Raw genomic sequence first — 16067 nt, 5'->3', positions numbered from 1 at the left:
CTTCAGTGGCTGCTTGCCGCGACCTCGTGTGTGCCGCCCTCCGCGGCGGCCGCACTTTCCGCCGGAGCACCGTCGCCGGCCCCCTCTTTCGCCTCGCCACCAATCGCAGCCGTCTCGGTGCCATCAACAGCACTCGGATCGACGCAATCCGCGCGGTCTTCCATCGCAGTCACGATGACCTTGATCTCATCCAGCGAAAGTTCCTTGCGTTCGCCGTAGAATTCACCGTTGCCCGCCGGCTGCCCGGTCGTGTAGCGCGCGACGAACGGCGCCGCCATGCCGGGAATGGCGGCAGGATTGCGCGCGAAAAGCACCTCGGCACCGATGGCCCGACCACGCATGTCGGCCCGGTTCACTGGACCGGCGGCATCGAGCAGGATGACCTGGTAGAGATCGGCTTCCTCATTGTTGGACACGGCGCCGGCGACGCGCAACGCCGTCTTGATGCGCACATCCCCATCCTTGGCGTCCGAGCGCACATATTTACGCAACCATTGCTGGCCATTCCTATCGAGGCGAACGGTGGACACCGTCGTGCAGACGGCGCCCGACACCTGTTCTGCCGGTGGCCCGAGCAGCGCATCGCGCCCGACAAAAATCGCGGCCGCCCCTGAGGCACCCGTCAACACGACGATGCCGGTGACGATGATCAGAAGCTTCCGGGACAAGCGGAAGGAGGTCGGAAGGAACTTCACGGGCGATGGTCTTCTCTTAAAACGCAGGAACACGAACGCGCCGAGAGCGCGCGAACTGCCCGCACTCTACAGGCCGTGCGTTTCGGAAGTTTTAAACGCGGGGCGTCCGATTTCGGGACGCTGTTGCGAATGATTTGCAATTGCGTTGACAGAAGCAAAAACAGCCCTATAGTTTAATGCAACTCATTCGCAAAAGCACATCAGGAGAACCGATGCTCCGCCGTTCATTTCATGCCCTTCTTCTCAGCCTGCCGCTCCTTGGTGCGGCCCCTGCTTTTTCCCCCGCCTTCGCCCAGGAAAAACCGAAGGTCGTCACGACCTTCACCATCATCGCCGACATCGCAGCGAATGTGGCGGGCGATGCCGCCGTGGTCGAATCCATCACCAAGCCCGGCGCCGAGATCCACAACTACCAGCCGACCCCGCGCGACATCCTGAAGGCACAGGACGCCAAGCTGGTTTTGTGGAACGGGCTGAACCTCGAACTCTGGTTCCAGAAATTCCTCGCCAATCTCGGCGACGTGCCGAACGTTACCGTCAGCGACGGCATCGAGCCGATGAGCATCGTGCAGGGCCCCTATGAGGGCAAGCCGAACCCGCATGCCTGGATGTCGCCGGCCAATGCGCTCGTCTATGTCGAGAACATCCGCAAGGCACTGGTCGCGCTCGATCCCGCCAATGCCGCGACCTACGATGCCAATGCCAAGGCCTATAGCGCCAAGATCACGGCACTCGGCGCAGAGATGAAGGCGAAGATCGACGCATTGCCGGAAGAAAAGCGCTGGCTCGTCACCAGCGAAGGCGCCTTCAGCTATCTCACCCGCGATTTCGGCCTGAAGGAACTCTTCCTCTGGCCGATCAACGCCGACCAGCAGGGCACGCCCAAGCAGGTGAAGGCGGTGATCGACGCGGTGCGCGAACACAACATCCATGTTGTCTTCTCCGAAAGCACCGTTTCCGCCGACCCGGCAAAACAGGTCGCCGCCGAAACGGGCGCAGCCTATGGCGGCGTGCTCTATGTCGACTCGCTGAGCGAGGTGGATGGCCCCGTGCCGACCTATCTCGATCTCCTGCGCGTCACATCGGAGACCATCGTGAAGGGTCTGTCACAATGATGATGGGCGGCAGGCCGAAGAAGGTGGACGGCATTCGCGCCGAGGACGTGACCGTCACCTACCGCAACGGCCACACGGCGCTGACGCATGCCAGCTTCTCCGTGCCGAAGGGTACGATCACCGCCCTTGTCGGCGTCAACGGCGCCGGCAAGTCCACGCTCTTCAAGGCGATCATGGGCTTCGTGCCGGTCGCCGCCGGCAGGGTGACGATCCTCGGCCTCTCGGTGAAGGAGGCGCTGAAGAAGAACCTCGTCGCCTATGTGCCGCAGGCGGAAGAGGTCGACTGGACCTTTCCCGTGCTCGTCGAGGACGTTGTGATGATGGGCCGCTACGGCCACATGAACTGGCTGCGCATCCCGACGAAACGCGACCACGAGATGGTCGACGAGGCCCTTGCCCGCGTGAACATGACCGCCTTCCGCAAGCGCCAGATCGGCGAGCTCTCGGGCGGACAGAGAAAACGCGTCTTCCTCGCCCGCGCGCTCGCACAGGAAGGCCAGGTGATCCTCCTCGACGAACCCTTCACCGGCGTCGATGTGAGAACCGAAGAGCAGATCGTCGAACTGCTCGGCAAGCTGCGCGACGAAGGCCGCGTCATGCTGGTCTCCACGCACAATCTCGGCAGCGTTCCCGATTTCTGCGACCGCACCGTCTTCGTGAAAGGCACCGTCATCGCCTCCGGCCCGACGGCCGAGACCTTTACCGAAGCCAATCTCGAGCGTGCCTTCGGCGGCGTGCTGCGCCACTTCATCCTCGGGGGCCATGACCTGCACGACGACGAGGACAAACGCTCCGTCAAGGTCATCACCGACGACGAACGCCCCTTCGTCATCTACGGCGAGCGCGACACGGAGAAGACGCCGTGATCGACATGCTCCTCGAGCCTTTCGGCTACGGATACATGGTGAATGCCATGTGGGTGAGTGCACTGGTCGGCTGCATCTGCGGCTTCCTTTCCGCCTATCTCATGCTGAAGGGCTGGTCGCTGATCGGCGACGCGCTCTCCCATTCCATCGTGCCCGGCGTTGCCGGTGCCTACATGCTGGGCCTGCCCTTTGCAGCCGGCGCCTTTCTTTCCGGCGGGCTTGCCGCCGCCGCGATGCTCTTCCTCAACCGCAAGACGCGATTGAAGGAAGACGCCATCATCGGCATGATCTTCTCCTCGTTCTTCGGCCTCGGCCTCTTCATGGTCTCGCTCGCACCGACCCCGGTGAACATCCAGACCATCGTGCTCGGCAATATCCTCGCCGTCAGCCCGGAGGATACGATCCAGCTCGCCATCATCGGCGTCGTTACGCTCGTCATCCTGCTCTTGAAGTGGAAGGACCTGATGGTCACCTTCTTCGACGAAAGCCATGCCCGCTCGATCGGCCTCAATCCGACGGGCCTGAAGATCCTGTTCTTCACGCTGCTCAGCGCCTCGACGGTCGCAGCCATGCAGACGGTCGGCGCCTTTCTGGTCATCGCCATGGTGGTGACGCCGGGCGCGACCGCCTATCTGCTGACAGACCGTTTCCAGCGGCTGATCACGATCGCCGCCGCGCTGGGCGCCGGCACCAGCTTCGTCGGCGCCTATATCTCCTATTTTCTCGACGGTGCGACGGGCGGTATCATCGTCGTGCTGCAGACGGCGATCTTCCTTGCCGCCTTCCTCTTCGCACCGAAACACGGCCTTCTTGCCGCGCGCCGCAGGAGCCGCCGCGCGCTTGAAACCTTGGGGGCCAAGCAGCCATGAACGAGACCCTCGAACTCGCAATCATGCCCTTCCAGCTCGCCTTCATGCAGAACGCCTTTCTGGTGACACTGATGATCGCGGTGCCGATGGCGCTGCTCTCCTGCTATCTCGTGCTGAAGGGCTGGTCGCTGATGGGCGATGCGGTCTCGCATGCCGTGCTGCCGGGCGTCGTCATCGCCTATGTCGTGGGCCTGCCCTTCGCGACAGGAGCTTTCGTCGCGGGCCTGTTCTGCGCCCTTTCGGCCGGCTATCTCAAGGACAACAGCCGGGTGAAGGAGGACACCATCCTCGGCATCGTCTTTTCCGGCATGTTCGCACTCGGCCTTGTTCTCTATGTGAAGATCCAGCCGGATATCCATCTCGACCACATCCTCTTCGGTGACATGCTCGGCATCGCCACGTCCGATCTCGTGGAAACGGCGGCGATCGCAGCGGCCGCGACGGCCTTCATCCTTCTCTTCCGCAAGGACCTCCTGGTGCATGCCTTCGACAGACAGCACGCCTCGGCCATCGGCCTGCCGGTGAAACTGCTGCATTACGGTCTGCTCGCCGTTCTGTCCCTCGTCGTCGTCGGTGCGCTGAAGGCGGTCGGCATCATCTTCGCCATCGCCATGCTGGTCGCGCCGGGCGCCATCGCCACCCTCGTCACACGGCGCTTTCCGAGCATGCTCATGGTTGCCGTCGCCGTCGCCCTTGGTGCCACCTTCTTCGGGATCTGGCTGAGCTTCCTCATCGACAGCGCCCCGGCCCCGACCATCGTGCTGCTGATGACCATCCTCTTCATACTCGCCTTCCTGTGGCAGGTGCTCCAGAGCCGTAAACCGGCACAGGAGGCCGGAAAACAGGCCTGAACGGCCACGGTTTGCGGCTCAGTCGACAGCCGTGCGCTTTCCGTCTATCGTCCGCCGCAATCCGCCGTTCCTGCTTCGCGGGCGGCGGCGCAACGAACGAAAACAACACGCAACGGGACGGCATGGCGCATATCGGTATCGTCGGCGGCGGCCTCATGGGCTGCGCCACAGCGCTCAATCTCTTGGAACAGGGCCACAGCGTCACCATTCTCGAGCGCGATGCCGGCGGCCTGCCGGCGTCCGTCGGAAATGCGGGCATCCTGGCCGTGCCGGAAATCGATCCGCTCGCCCGGCTCGACATGCTGCTCTCGGTGCCAAAATGGCTGCTCGATCCGCTGGGGCCTTTGGCCCTGCGCTGGCAGGACCTGCCGGCGCTCACCCCCTGGCTGATCCGTTTCCTTCTCTCCGCCCGCTCCGGCAAGGCTGCGGAAAGCCGCATGGCGCTGCTCCACCTGATGAAGTCGGCGGAAGCCGATCATGCCCGCCTCGGCGCGATGGCCGGCATCTCCGGCCATATGCGCGACACGGGTGCGCTGACGGTCTTCGACAGCGTGGCAGCACGTGACAAGGCGTTTGCACACGAGATAGAGAATGCCAGGCTGCTCGGCTGCAACGTCGAGACGCTGGATGTGGCGGAAGCCCGTCGCCGCGTGCCGGCACTTTCCGGCCCCTTCGCCGGCGCCACCTTCAACGATGGATACAAGACCTTCGAATATCCGCTAACCTTCCTGCGACGGCTGCAGGCGCTGCTGCGCGAACGGGCGGCGCTGATCGACGCCACCGTGTCGCGGGTCGCCCGCACGGAGAGCGGCATCTCCGTGACGACCGAAGGCGGCCGGACCTTCACCTTCGATCGCCTTGCCATTACCGCGGGCGTCTGGTCGCGCCGCTTCGTCGCCGATCTCGGGCTGAAAGTGTTGCTCGAGACCGAACGCGGCTACAATACCACGTTCATGAACCCGTCGACGGCACTCGAAATGCCGGTCTTCTTCTCCGAGCACGGCTTCGTGGCGACGCCTTTCGAAAATGCGCTGCGCATCGGCGGTGCCGTGGAGCTTGCCTCGCCGGACGCACCCGCAAACTACAAGCGCGCCGCCGCCATGCGCCGGAAGATGCGCCGCTATGTCCCTGATCTTCAAGAGGAAGGCGGCACCGAATGGATGGGGCGGCGCCCTTCCACTCCGGATTCAGTACCCGTCATCAGCCTGCACCCGGGCGATCCACGCATCGCCTTCGCCTTCGGCCATGGTCATCTCGGCCTCACGCTTTCCGCAACGACGGGCCGCCATGTGGCGCGCCTGCTCGCGGGCGAAGGCGAAAGCGCACTTGCCCCCTTCTCCATCGCCCGCTTCCAGTAGGAAGCGCGATCACAAGAAACCCCATAAGAACAACAAGAAAGAGATACACCATGCACAAGGTTATTTTCGATACGGACCCCGGCGTCGACGACGCGATGGCGCTGCTGTTCCTGCACAATCATCCCGGGATCGACCTCATCGGCATCACCACTGTCTTCGGCAATGCCGCCATCGAGACCACGACACGCAACGCGCTGTTCCTGAAGCGCGAATGGGGCATTGCGGCCCCCGTCGCCCGCGGCGACGGCAAGACCTACAACCCGATGCGCAACCCGATCGACTGGCCGGTGATGATCCATGGTCATGACGGGCTCGGCAACATCGACGTGCCCGACACGATCGACCTGCCACTCGACCCGCGCCCGGCGCACCGCTTCATCATCGAGACGGTGCGGGCCAATCCCGGCGAAGTGACGCTCATCGCCGTCGGCCGCATGTCGAACCTTGCCTATGCGCTGAAGGAAGACCCCGGTATCGCAGGCCTCGTCAAGCAGGTCATCATCATGGGCGGCGCCTTCGACGTTCCCGGCAACATCACACCGGCGGCGGAAGCCAACATCCACGGCGACCCGGAAGCCGCCGACGCGGTGATGGCGGCACCGTGGAAGGTCGTGGTCGTCGGCCTCGACGTAACAATGAAGACCGTGATGACCCGCAGGCGCCTTGCCGAACTCACCGAGAGGAACGGCACGCACCTGAAGTTGCTCTCCGACATCTCGCAGTTCTACATCGACTTCTACGGCCAGCACGTGAAGGACGAGGGCATGGTGGTGCATGACAGCTGCGCCTGTATCTACCTCGTCTCGCCGGAGCTCTTCACCACACGCCCCGGCGCCATCCGCGTCGTCGCCGGCGGCATTGCCGACGGTCAGACGATCCAGAAACCGGATGCCCGCACGTTCCCGCCCGGCAACTGGGACGATCTGCCGAGCCAGCATGCCTGCATCGGCATCGATGCGGAAAAGGTGATGGCCCTGCTCGACGAGACGCTCGTGCGATAGGACGGAGCAGCCGGCCGGGGACTACCGCCCGCCGGCTCGTTCCTGCCACCAGCGCAGCACGCGCAACGCCCTCAGCGTGATCCAGCGCGAGGGCTTTCCCACCTCTTCCATCTCGAACCATACCGGCCCTTTCAGCTGCCAGTCGAGCGGCCAGGTACCGTCTTCCGACTGCCGGGAGCGAAGATGATCGATGGCCTCGCCAAGCCTGGAATCCGGGGGTGTGCCGTCCACCAGGGAAGCCGCGCGAAAATAGTCGAGCCCGCGCAGAAGATCGTAGCGCCAGCGGTACGGGTGGAGGAAGGCCAGATAGCGCATATCGGCCGGCACGCCGCTGACCAGACGGCGAAAGAGGCCCCGTTTCAAGAGATATTCTTCACCGGCCGAGCGCGCAGCACGCGTTCCCGGCGTTGCGCCCACGGCGGTTTCGTATTCCAGAAGACCTTCCAGCACATTGATCGTAGAATGGAAGGAAGAGCGGTGCGAGCCGTTGCAGCGCTCGCAGTTCCAGCCGCCATCCGGCTGCCGCTCGCCGAGAAGACGCGCGACAATCGGCGAGACGTCGACGCCGAAATAGGCGCCCGTAATCACCGTCCGCCCGTTGATGCACTCCTCCACCTCGCCTTCCCAATAGGGCTGTCCATCATGATCCCAGCGTGAATTGCGTCCGATGAGGTCGACCGTCCGCCGTGCCGGTTCACTCGATGGATCGAGGCCGAAATCGTAGAGTTGCTGGAGCGAGAAACAGGTGGCGGTCCAGGCCTGGCCGAATTCACGCCATTTCTCTTCGGTGTAGTTCGCCGGCAGGAAGGCGCCGCCGGCCCATTGCCCGTCCTCATCCTGGTGGGAGAGAAGTCTTGCACCCCAACCTTCGGTCTCCACCCGCGCACGCTCGGCCCGCCATTCCGCCTCCGGCACGTCGAGAAGATCGCGCATCACCTGCCAGCGGATCGCGGGATCCGAAGCAAGAAGCCAGTCGATGACGGAGCTGGTGGACGCCATGCGGCAAGCCTACCAGCCCTGCTTGTGTCTGGCTATTGCGCCGCCGCCGGCAACTGCCAGTCGATCGGCTGGCGTCCGTGCTGCTCAAGAAAGGCATTCGCCTTGGAGAACGGCCGCGAGCCGAGAAAACCGTTATGGGCAGACAGCGGCGAAGGATGGGCGGACCGCAGGACGAGGTGACGATCCCGGTCGACGAAAGCCGCCTTCTTCTGGGCATAGGAGCCCCAGAGGATGAAGACAACAGGCTTTTCCTGCTCGTTGACAGCGCGGATGACCGCATCGGTGAACCGTTCCCAGCCACGCCCCTGGTGCGAGGCCGCGCGGCCCATCTCCACGGTCAGCACGCTGTTCAAGAGCAGGACGCCCTGCTTGGCCCAATGCTCCAGAAATCCGTGACGGGCCGGCGGGATACCGAGGTCCTCCTGCATTTCCTTGTAGATGTTGACCAGTGACGGCGGGGTGCGCACGCCCGGCTGCACGGAAAAGCAGAGTCCGTGCGCCTGCCCCTCGCCGTGATAGGGGTCCTGCCCGAGGATGACGACGCGCACATCTGCAAGCGGCGTCAGGTCAAGGGCCCGGAAGTACTCCGCCCCCTTGGGGAAGATGCGCCGTCCTGCCTCTTTCTGCTCCAGCAGGAAGGCCCTGAGGTCGGCCATGTAGGGGCTGGAGAACTCCGCCGCCAAAGGCGCCTTCCAGCTTTCCCCCACCTTTACTTCACCCGCTGCCATCGCCTGCTCCCGCCAAACTTTTCGAGAAAGCGGAGCTTAGCGCCTGACGACGGCGAGAACCGGCCGCAAGGCCAGTCATCCACAGCTAATCTTGCCCGACGCCAAGCACGGACATCAGGTTTTTCATGCGTGCAGCGGCGAGGTCCGGCCTGTCGAGCACGTTGGCCCGGTCGGCCAGGCGGAAGACTTCGGCATAATGCAGAAGGCCCCGGGCCGACTGCATGCCATCAGGCATGGTGAAATGGTCCTGGTGACCGTTCAGCCAGGCGAGGAAGACGACGCCGGCCTTGTAGTACGGTGTCGGCGCCTCAAAGATCTTGCGCGAAAGCGGGACCGTCGGCGCTATGACGGCGCGAAAGGTGGCAACATCGCCAGCCGCAAGCGCTGCAAGCGCCTTGGAAGCCTGCGGCGCCACCGCATCGAAGATGCCAAGCAGGGCGTGGCTGTATCTCTGCCCGTCCCCCTCGATCAGTTCGGCGTAATTGAAGTCGTCGCCCGTGAAGCAGATCACACCCTCGGGCAGCCGGTTGCGCAGCGCCACCTCACAGGCATTGTCGAGCAGCGAAATCTTGATGCCCTCAACCTTGTCGCGGTTCTCGGCGATGATCGACAGAACCGTTTCCAGCGCCGGCTCGAAAGTCCCGGAACCCCAGTAACCGGCAAGCTGCGGGTCGAACATGTCGCCCAGCCAGTGCAGCACGACCTTGTCCTTCGCCTGGCCGAGAATATGGCCGTAGACCCTGCGGTAATCGTCCGGCGAGGCTGCCAGGCGGGCGAGTGCCCGGCTCGCCATCATAATGGCACGGCCGCCGTGTTTTTCCACGAAACCGACCTGCTCCTCATAGGCCCGAATCACGTCGTCCAGCGAACGGGCATCGGCGGGGTTGAGGTGATCCGTGCCCGCACCGCAGGCAAGATCGGCACCTGGCACGGTCTTCGCCTCGGCGAGCGAGCGGCGGATCAGCTCCTGCGCGCCGGCCCAGTCGAGCCCCATGCCGCGCTGCGCCGTGTCCATCGCCTCGGCGATCCTGAAGCCGAGCGACCAGAGGTGATGCCGGAACGCCATCGTACGCTCCCAGTCGATGGCCGGCGCCTCCCAGGGCCGCGCATCGCGGCGCGGATCGGAAACCACATGGGCCGCCGCATAGGCGATGCGGCTGAAGGTCGGCACAACGGAGGGGCGCGGAAGCGGCGTCCCGACAAGATCGTAGCGGGAAAGGCCGCCATCCGGCAGCGGCAGGGTAAGGCTGATCGGCATGAAATCCTCCCGAGGTTTTTCACGGCAATAATTTAGATCGTTCCAAATTTCAAGATGGATTTTTTGAACGGCCGGTCGCCGCAGTCGAGTAGATTCGGATGAATTTGAGGATCCGGCCCTTTAACTTCCCTCTCGGCAACGCCAAAAACAACCGAAAAACCACTGAAAATCGACCAAAAATAGCAATATCGGCGCGATCTGATAAGAATGCGAACAATCCAGAAGACATCCAAGCACTGTCACCGCAGAGCCTACGCGAACGCACTTGACAAATTTGGAACGATCCAATTATGTTGCGCCAACAAACAGCGAAAATGATCGCCGCGCAGGGAGGAAGACCGTGAACAAGAGCCGGGTGACCGTCGTCGATATTGCACGCGCCGCCGGCGTGTCGAAGTCGACCGTCTCGCTCGTCCTGCAGGCAAGCCCCCTGGTGAACGAGGTGACCCGCGCCAAGGTGAACGCCGTCATTCGCGACCTCGGTTACGTCTACAATCGCGGCGCGGCGAACCTGCGCCAGTCCGCCTCCTCGCGGATCATCGGCATCATCGTCAACGACCTCACCAATTCCTTCTTCGCCGAGCTTGCTGTCGGCATGGACATGGTCATGCAATCGGCCGGCTACGTGCAGTTCCTGTCGAATTCGGCTGAGAGCGTCGACCGCCAGCGCGAGGTTATCGCCTCGATGCGCGAACACGGCATTGCCGGCCTCATCCTGTCGCCGGCCCGCGGCACGGAGGCGGCCGATCTGAAACCGCTCGCCGCCAGCGGCATCCCGGTCGTCGCCGTGGTGCGCAACGTCATCGGCGCCAAGGTCTCGACGCTGTTCTCCGACAATTATGCCGGCGCAAAGGATGCCGTCCGGCACCTCGTCTCGCTCGGCCACACCCACATCGCCTTCCTCGGTGGCATCGCCAACACGACGGTCTTCGCCGAGCGCGTCGAAGGCTGGCGGGATGCCCTTGCCGAAGCAGGACTTGCAGCGCCGGACCGGCTCGTCATCAGCACGGCGGCCTCGCGCGCCGGCGGCGTCGCCGCCATCGAACGCGCGCTGCTGCTGCCCGAAGCGCCGACCGCCGCGCTGTGCTTCAACGACGCGGCCGCCTTCGGCGTCTGCGACGGCCTGCGTGCCGCCGGCAAGGAGCCCGGCCGCGACTTCGCCGTCGTCGGCTTCGACGACGTGATCGAGGCCCAGACCGCCGTGCCGGCGCTGACGACGGTGTCCGTCGACCCCCAGGGCATGGGCCGGCGCGCCGCGCAACTCTTGCTGAAACAGATCAATGCCGGCCGGGTGGAACCCGAGACCATCGTCAGCTCCGTGCGCCTCGTCGTGCGCCAGAGCTGCGGCGCCGGCCAGACGGACAGGACGAGGAGGATTTCCGCATGACACGGTGGGGTTTGATCGGCGCCAGCACGATCGCGAAGGAATGGGTGATCGGCGCGATCCGCGCGACGGGCGGCGATGTCGTATCCGTGATGAGCACGAGCGCCGAGCGGGGCCGCACCTATGCGGACGAACAGCGCATCGCAAAGTCGGTCACGACGCTCGCCGATCTGCTTGACGATCCGGAGATCGACGCCGTCTACATCTCGACGACGAACGAACTGCACCGCGACCAGGCCCTCGCCGCAGCGAAGGCGGGCAAGCACATCCTGTGCGAAAAGCCGCTTGCCCTCTCGCTCGACGACGCCCGCGCCATGATCGCGGCAGCCAAGGCGTCCGGCGTGGTGCTCGCGACGAACCACCACCTGCGCAATGCTGCGACGCACCGGGCGATGCGCGATGCCATCAAGGCCGGGCGCATCGGCAAGCCGCTGTCAGCCCGCGTCTTCCACGCCGTTTACCTCCCGCCGCACCTGCAGGGCTGGCGGCTCGACAAGCCGGAGGCCGGCGGCGGCGTCATCCTCGACATCACCGTGCACGACGCCGATACCCTGCGCTTCGTGCTCGACGACGATCCGGCGGAAGCCGTCGCCTTCTCGCAGGCTGGCGGCATGGGCAAGGCAGGACTGGAGGATGCGGTGATGGGCGTTCTGCGCTTCCGCTCCGGCACGATCGCGCAGTTCCACGACGGCTTCACCACGAAATTCGCGGAAACCGGCCTAGAAGTCCATGGCACGGAAGGCTCGCTGATCGGCCGCAACGTCATGACGCAGCGCCCCACCGGCACGGTGACGCTGCGCAGTGCAGATGGCGAGCACGACCTGCCGCTCGACCACCGCAATCTCTATGAGACCACCCTTGCCGCCTTCCACGCCGCCATTGCCGGCGAGGGAACGCCATCGGCCACCGGCGAGGACGGTATCTGGTCGCTGGCGACAGGCCTTGCCGTCGTCGAAGCGGCGCGCACGGGCCATGCGGTCCGCATCGAGCCGGGGCTGTGAGCCCCATGAGCAAGCATATCACCCCGCGCGAGGCGGCAGGCCTGATCCCGGATGGCGCCATCGTTTCGGTCTCCTCGTCCTCCGGCCTCGGCTGCCCGGACCTGATGCTGAAGGCGATCGGCGAACGTTTCGACGAAACGGGCCATCCGAAGAGCCTGACGACGCTGCACCCCATCGCCGCCGGCGACATGAGCGGCATCAAGGGTATCGACCACATCGCCAGGAAGGGCCTCTTGAAGAAGATCATCGGCGGCTCCTATCCGTCCGGTCCCTCCTCGTCCGAGCCACCTCTCATCTGGCAAATGATCGGCGCAAACGAAGTCGACGCCTACAACATTCCCTCCGGCATCCTCTTCGACATGCATCGCGAGGCCGCTGCCAAACGCCCGGGTGTCATCACCAAGGTCGGCCTCGAAACCTTCGTCGACCCAAGCCGCGAAGGCTGCGCGATGAACGCCTCCGCCGCAAACGAACCGGTGGTGGAGAAGATCACCTTCGCCGGCGAGGAATGGCTCTACTTCAAGGCGATCGCGCCTCACGTGGCGATCATCCGCGCCACCACCGCCGATGAGCGCGGCAACCTCACCTACGAACACGAGGGCGCCTATCTCGGCGGGCTCGACCAGGCGCTCGCCGCCCGCAACAATGGCGGTATCGTCATCGCGCAGGTCAAGCGCATCACCAAGGACGGCTCCCTGAAGCCGCACGACGTGCGCGTGCCCGGCGTGCTGGTCGACTACATCGTGGTCGACCAGGAACAGAAGCAGACGACGCAGACGCTGTACGATCCCGCCATTTCCGGCGAGATCTTCCGCCCGCTCGACACATTCCGCGTGCCGGAATTCAACATCCAGAAGGTCATTGCCCGCCGGGTCGCCGAGGAGCTGGAAGCCGGCAGCGCCGTCAATCTCGGCTTCGGCATCTCCGCTAACGTACCGCGCATCCTGCTCGAAGAGGGCCTGCACGGTGCCGTCACCTGGGTGATCGAACAGGGCGCGGTCGGCGGCGTGCCGCTGCTCGATTTCGCCTTCGGCTGCGCCTCGAACGCCGACGCCTTCATGCCTTCGCCCTACCAGTTCACCTATTTCCAGGGCGCCGGCTTCGATGCCTCGCTGCTCTCCTTCCTGGAAATCGGCAAGGACGGCTCGGTGAACGTTTCGAAACTCTCCTTCCGCCCGCATGTAACGGCAGGGGCCGGCGGCTTCGTCGACATCACGGCGCGGGCAAAGAAGATCGTCTTCTCCGGCATGTTCAATGCCGGCGCGAAGCTTGCGATCGAAGGCGGCAAGCTGGTGATCGAGAAGGAAGGCAAGCTGAAGAAACTGGTCAATGCCGTCGAGCATGTCACCTTCTCCGGACCGCGCGGCGTGGCGCAGGGGCAGGACATCACCTATGTCACCGAGCGCTGCGTCATGAAGCTGACACCGGAGGGTATCGTACTCATCGAGATTGCACCCGGCGTCGACCTCAGGACACATATCCTCGACCAGTCGGAGTTCGCGCTGATCGTTTCACCCGATCTCAAGGTGATGGACGCAAAACTCTTCACCGATGCGCCGACCGGCCTCACGCTGCCCGAAAAGGCGCCGCGCAAGCTGGTGGGGGCCACCCATGGCTGAACAGCGCATCCGCATCTCCATCGAAGGCCCCGTCGCGACGATTACCGCCGCGCGGCCGGAAAAGCTCAACGCCTTCGACATCGACATGTTGAAGGAGCTTTCGGCGGCCTGCGACACCATCGAGGAAAATGCCGCGGTGCGCGTCGCCATTCTCACCGGCGAGGGCAAGGCCTTTTCCGCCGGCGGCGATATCCGGGCCTGGGCCGGCATGGAGGCGAACACGTTCGGCCATGCCTGGGTGCGCTTCGGCCATCGTGTCTTCGAGCGGCTGGCGACTTTGCGCATGCCGCTGATTGCTGCCGTTAACGGCCATGCGCTTGGCGGCGGGCTGGAACTGGCGGCCGCAGCCGATATCCGCATCGCGGAAACCCAGGTGAAGATCGGCCTGCCGGAGGCCGGCCTCGGCATGGTGCCCGGCTGGTCCGGCACGCAGCGGCTGGTGAAGCGCTTTGGCGCACAGGCGGTGCGCCGGATGCTGCTCGGCGGCGAGGTACTGACAGCGGTAGAGGCGCAGATTGCCGGCATCATCGACCAGGTCGTCAAGACAGGCACGGCCGTCGAAGCCGCAAAGGCCTACGCAGCGCGCATCGCAGCGCGCGGGCCGGCGGCAACGGAGGTGTCGAAGCTGATGATCGCAGTGGCGAACGGCGAGGACAATGGTGCGGCGGTGGAGGCCCTCGGCTCGATCCTCGTCGCCAAGACCGGGGACCTGAAGGAAGGTGTCGCCGCCTTCACGGGCAAACGCCCTGCCGATTTCAAGGGAGAATGGTAATGGCCGCGCATGTGAAACCCAAGGCGCTCGAAAACTTCAAGGCGCGCGATTTCCGCATGCTGATCGACGGCATCTGGACGGAAGGCGCCGGCGACCCGATCGAACGCATCGCGCCGGGCCATGGCATCGTGGTCAGCCGCTACCCGGCCGGCAGCAAGGCCGATGCCGAACGCGCCATTGCCGCCGCACGCAAGGCCTTCGACGACGGGCCATGGCCGTCCATGACCGGCGCCGAACGCTCGAACATCCTCCTCAAGGCCGCCGACCTCATTGCCGCCCGGGCGGAGGAACTGGCCTTCCTCGACTGCATCGAAAGCGGCAAGCCGATCAGCCAGGCAAAGGGTGAACTTGGTGGCGCCGTCGATATCTGGCGCTATGCCGCAGCGCTCGCCCGCGACCTGCACGGCGAAAGCTACAACACGCTTGGCGACGGCACGCTTGGCGTCGTTCTGCGCGAGGCGATCGGCGTCGTGTCGATCATCACGCCGTGGAACTTCCCCTTCCTGATCGTAAGCCAGAAATTACCATTCGCGCTCGCCGCGGGCTGCACGACGGTGGTCAAACCGTCCGAACTCACCTCGGGATCGACGCTTGTCCTCGGGGAGATCCTGATCGAGGCCGGCGTGCCCGCAGGTGTTGTCAACATCGTCACCGGCACCGGGCCGGAGGTCGGCGCGCCGATGACGACGCATCCCGACGTCGACATGGTCTCCTTTACCGGTTCCACCGGTGTCGGACGTCTGACCATGGCCAATGCCGCCCAGACCTTGAAGAAGGTATCGCTCGAACTCGGCGGAAAGAACCCGCAGATCGTCTTCCCGGATGCCGATCTCGACGCCTTCATCGACGCCGCTGTCTTCGGCGCCTATTTCAACGCCGGCGAATGCTGCAATGCCGGCTCGCGGCTGATCCTGCACAAATCCATCGCGGCCGCTGTCACGGCCCGCATCGCGGAACTGGCGAAGAAAGTGAAAGTCGGCGATCCACTCGACCCCGCAACGCAGGTCGGCGCGATCATCACGCCGCAGCATCTCCAAAAGATCGGCGCCTATGTCGAGGATGCAACCAAGGCCGGTGCTTCGGTCGCGCTCGGCGGCGCGGCGCTGGATCTCGGCCTCGGTCAGTTCATGGCCCCGACCATCCTCTCGGGCGTTCAACCTGACATGGCCGTCGCCCGCGAGGAAGTGTTCGGTCCGGTGCTTTCGGTTCTGACCTTCGAGACGACGGAAGAGGCGATCCGCATCGCCAACGCCATTGACTACGGCCTGTCCGCCGGCGTCTGGAGCCGCGATTTCGACACGTGCCTCACCATCGGCCGCAAGGTTCGCGCCGGCACGGTCTGGATGAACACCTTCATGGACGGCGCGTCCGAACTGCCCTTCGGCGGCTACCGCCAGTCCGGCCTCGGCCGTGAACTTGGTCGCCATGCGGTGGAGGATTATACGGAGACCAAGACACTCAACATGCATATCGGCGCACGCACCAGCTGGTGGATGCCGCGATGAGCAACGCTCTCCCGACAACCACGGCAGGGACCGGCGCTGCCGCCCG

Annotated in this window: 15 protein-coding genes; 11 read left to right on the top strand and 4 right to left on the bottom strand. The window is 64.5% G+C overall.

All coding sequences use genetic code 11. The annotated features are described in order from the left end of the window. Window positions 1-2: 2 nt before the first annotated feature. The gene (locus tag AKG11_RS09710; protein WP_023517021.1) at window positions 3-695 is read right to left on the bottom strand and encodes a hypothetical protein; all 693 of its coding nucleotides are present in this window, start codon (window positions 693-695) and stop codon (window positions 3-5) included. A 212-nt stretch (window positions 696-907) separates the two neighbouring features. On the opposite strand from AKG11_RS09710, the gene AKG11_RS09705 reads away from it, so the two are divergent. From AKG11_RS09705 to AKG11_RS09680, 6 genes are all read left to right on the top strand, one after another. Next, window positions 908-1810: a metal ABC transporter substrate-binding protein gene (locus AKG11_RS09705; RefSeq protein ID WP_050743737.1), complete on the top strand. Its 903-nt coding sequence runs from the start codon at window positions 908-910 to the stop codon at window positions 1808-1810. Continuing rightward, complete coding sequence (locus AKG11_RS09700; RefSeq protein ID WP_023517469.1) at window positions 1807-2676, top strand: manganese/iron ABC transporter ATP-binding protein; 870 nt, start codon at window positions 1807-1809, stop codon at window positions 2674-2676. The genes AKG11_RS09705 and AKG11_RS09700 overlap by 4 nt, the downstream gene beginning before the upstream one ends. Then, window positions 2673-3545, top strand: coding sequence for a metal ABC transporter permease (locus AKG11_RS09695; protein WP_024270914.1), 873 nt, complete (start codon window positions 2673-2675; stop codon window positions 3543-3545). Before AKG11_RS09700 ends, AKG11_RS09695 begins: the two co-directional genes overlap by 4 nt. Next, window positions 3542-4396, top strand: coding sequence for a metal ABC transporter permease (locus AKG11_RS09690; protein WP_050743736.1), 855 nt, complete (start codon window positions 3542-3544; stop codon window positions 4394-4396). Before AKG11_RS09695 ends, AKG11_RS09690 begins: the two co-directional genes overlap by 4 nt. 122 nt (window positions 4397-4518) lie before the next feature. Continuing rightward, window positions 4519-5754, top strand: a complete 1236-nt coding sequence (locus tag AKG11_RS09685) for an NAD(P)/FAD-dependent oxidoreductase (RefSeq protein ID WP_050743735.1) — start codon at window positions 4519-4521, stop codon at window positions 5752-5754. A 50-nt stretch (window positions 5755-5804) separates the two neighbouring features. Continuing rightward, a complete protein-coding gene (locus tag AKG11_RS09680) occupies window positions 5805-6755 on the top strand; it encodes a nucleoside hydrolase (protein WP_050743734.1) in 951 nt (316 codons plus the stop codon). A 21-nt stretch (window positions 6756-6776) separates the two neighbouring features. Here AKG11_RS09680 and AKG11_RS09675 read toward each other — a convergent pair whose 3' ends face one another. The 3 genes from AKG11_RS09675 to AKG11_RS09665 all read right to left on the bottom strand — a co-directional run bounded on the left by AKG11_RS09675 (window position 6777) and on the right by AKG11_RS09665 (window position 9740). Continuing rightward, window positions 6777-7754, bottom strand: a complete 978-nt coding sequence (locus AKG11_RS09675) for a squalene cyclase (RefSeq protein ID WP_050743733.1) — start codon at window positions 7752-7754, stop codon at window positions 6777-6779. 32 nt (window positions 7755-7786) lie between these two features. Continuing rightward, on the bottom strand, window positions 7787-8482 hold the full coding sequence (gene ung / locus AKG11_RS09670; protein WP_050743732.1) for a uracil-DNA glycosylase: 696 nt from the start codon (window positions 8480-8482) through the stop codon (window positions 7787-7789). An 85-nt stretch (window positions 8483-8567) separates the two neighbouring features. Further along, the gene (locus AKG11_RS09665; RefSeq protein ID WP_050743731.1) at window positions 8568-9740 is read right to left on the bottom strand and encodes a dihydrodipicolinate synthase family protein; all 1173 of its coding nucleotides are present in this window, start codon (window positions 9738-9740) and stop codon (window positions 8568-8570) included. Between the two features lie 340 nt (window positions 9741-10080). Here AKG11_RS09665 and AKG11_RS09660 point away from each other — a divergent pair, with 340 nt between their 5' ends. The 5 genes from AKG11_RS09660 to AKG11_RS09640 are packed head-to-tail and all read left to right on the top strand — an operon-like array spanning window position 10081 to window position 16021. Further along, window positions 10081-11127, top strand: a complete 1047-nt coding sequence (locus AKG11_RS09660) for a LacI family DNA-binding transcriptional regulator (protein WP_024270915.1) — start codon at window positions 10081-10083, stop codon at window positions 11125-11127. Further along, the gene (locus AKG11_RS09655; protein ID WP_050743730.1) at window positions 11124-12125 is read left to right on the top strand and encodes a Gfo/Idh/MocA family protein; all 1002 of its coding nucleotides are present in this window, start codon (window positions 11124-11126) and stop codon (window positions 12123-12125) included. The genes AKG11_RS09660 and AKG11_RS09655 overlap by 4 nt, the downstream gene beginning before the upstream one ends. Before the next feature lie 5 nt (window positions 12126-12130). Continuing rightward, window positions 12131-13744, top strand: a complete 1614-nt coding sequence (locus AKG11_RS09650; protein WP_050743729.1) for an acyl CoA:acetate/3-ketoacid CoA transferase — start codon at window positions 12131-12133, stop codon at window positions 13742-13744. Then, window positions 13737-14516 carry an enoyl-CoA hydratase/isomerase family protein gene (locus AKG11_RS09645; protein WP_050743728.1) on the top strand — a complete coding sequence of 260 codons (780 nt, stop codon included), beginning with the start codon at window positions 13737-13739 and terminating at the stop codon, window positions 14514-14516. Before AKG11_RS09650 ends, AKG11_RS09645 begins: the two co-directional genes overlap by 8 nt. Then, the gene (locus tag AKG11_RS09640; protein ID WP_082342390.1) at window positions 14510-16021 is read left to right on the top strand and encodes an aldehyde dehydrogenase family protein; all 1512 of its coding nucleotides are present in this window, start codon (window positions 14510-14512) and stop codon (window positions 16019-16021) included. The genes AKG11_RS09645 and AKG11_RS09640 overlap by 7 nt, the downstream gene beginning before the upstream one ends. Window positions 16022-16067: the final 46 nt, after the last annotated feature.

It is taken from the genome of Shinella sp. SUS2, assembly GCF_001262505.1.
Classification (GTDB): Bacteria; Pseudomonadota; Alphaproteobacteria; order Rhizobiales; family Rhizobiaceae; genus Shinella.
The sequence above is the reverse complement of the archived record's forward strand: the minus strand, read 5'-3'. Positions and strand labels throughout refer to the sequence as shown.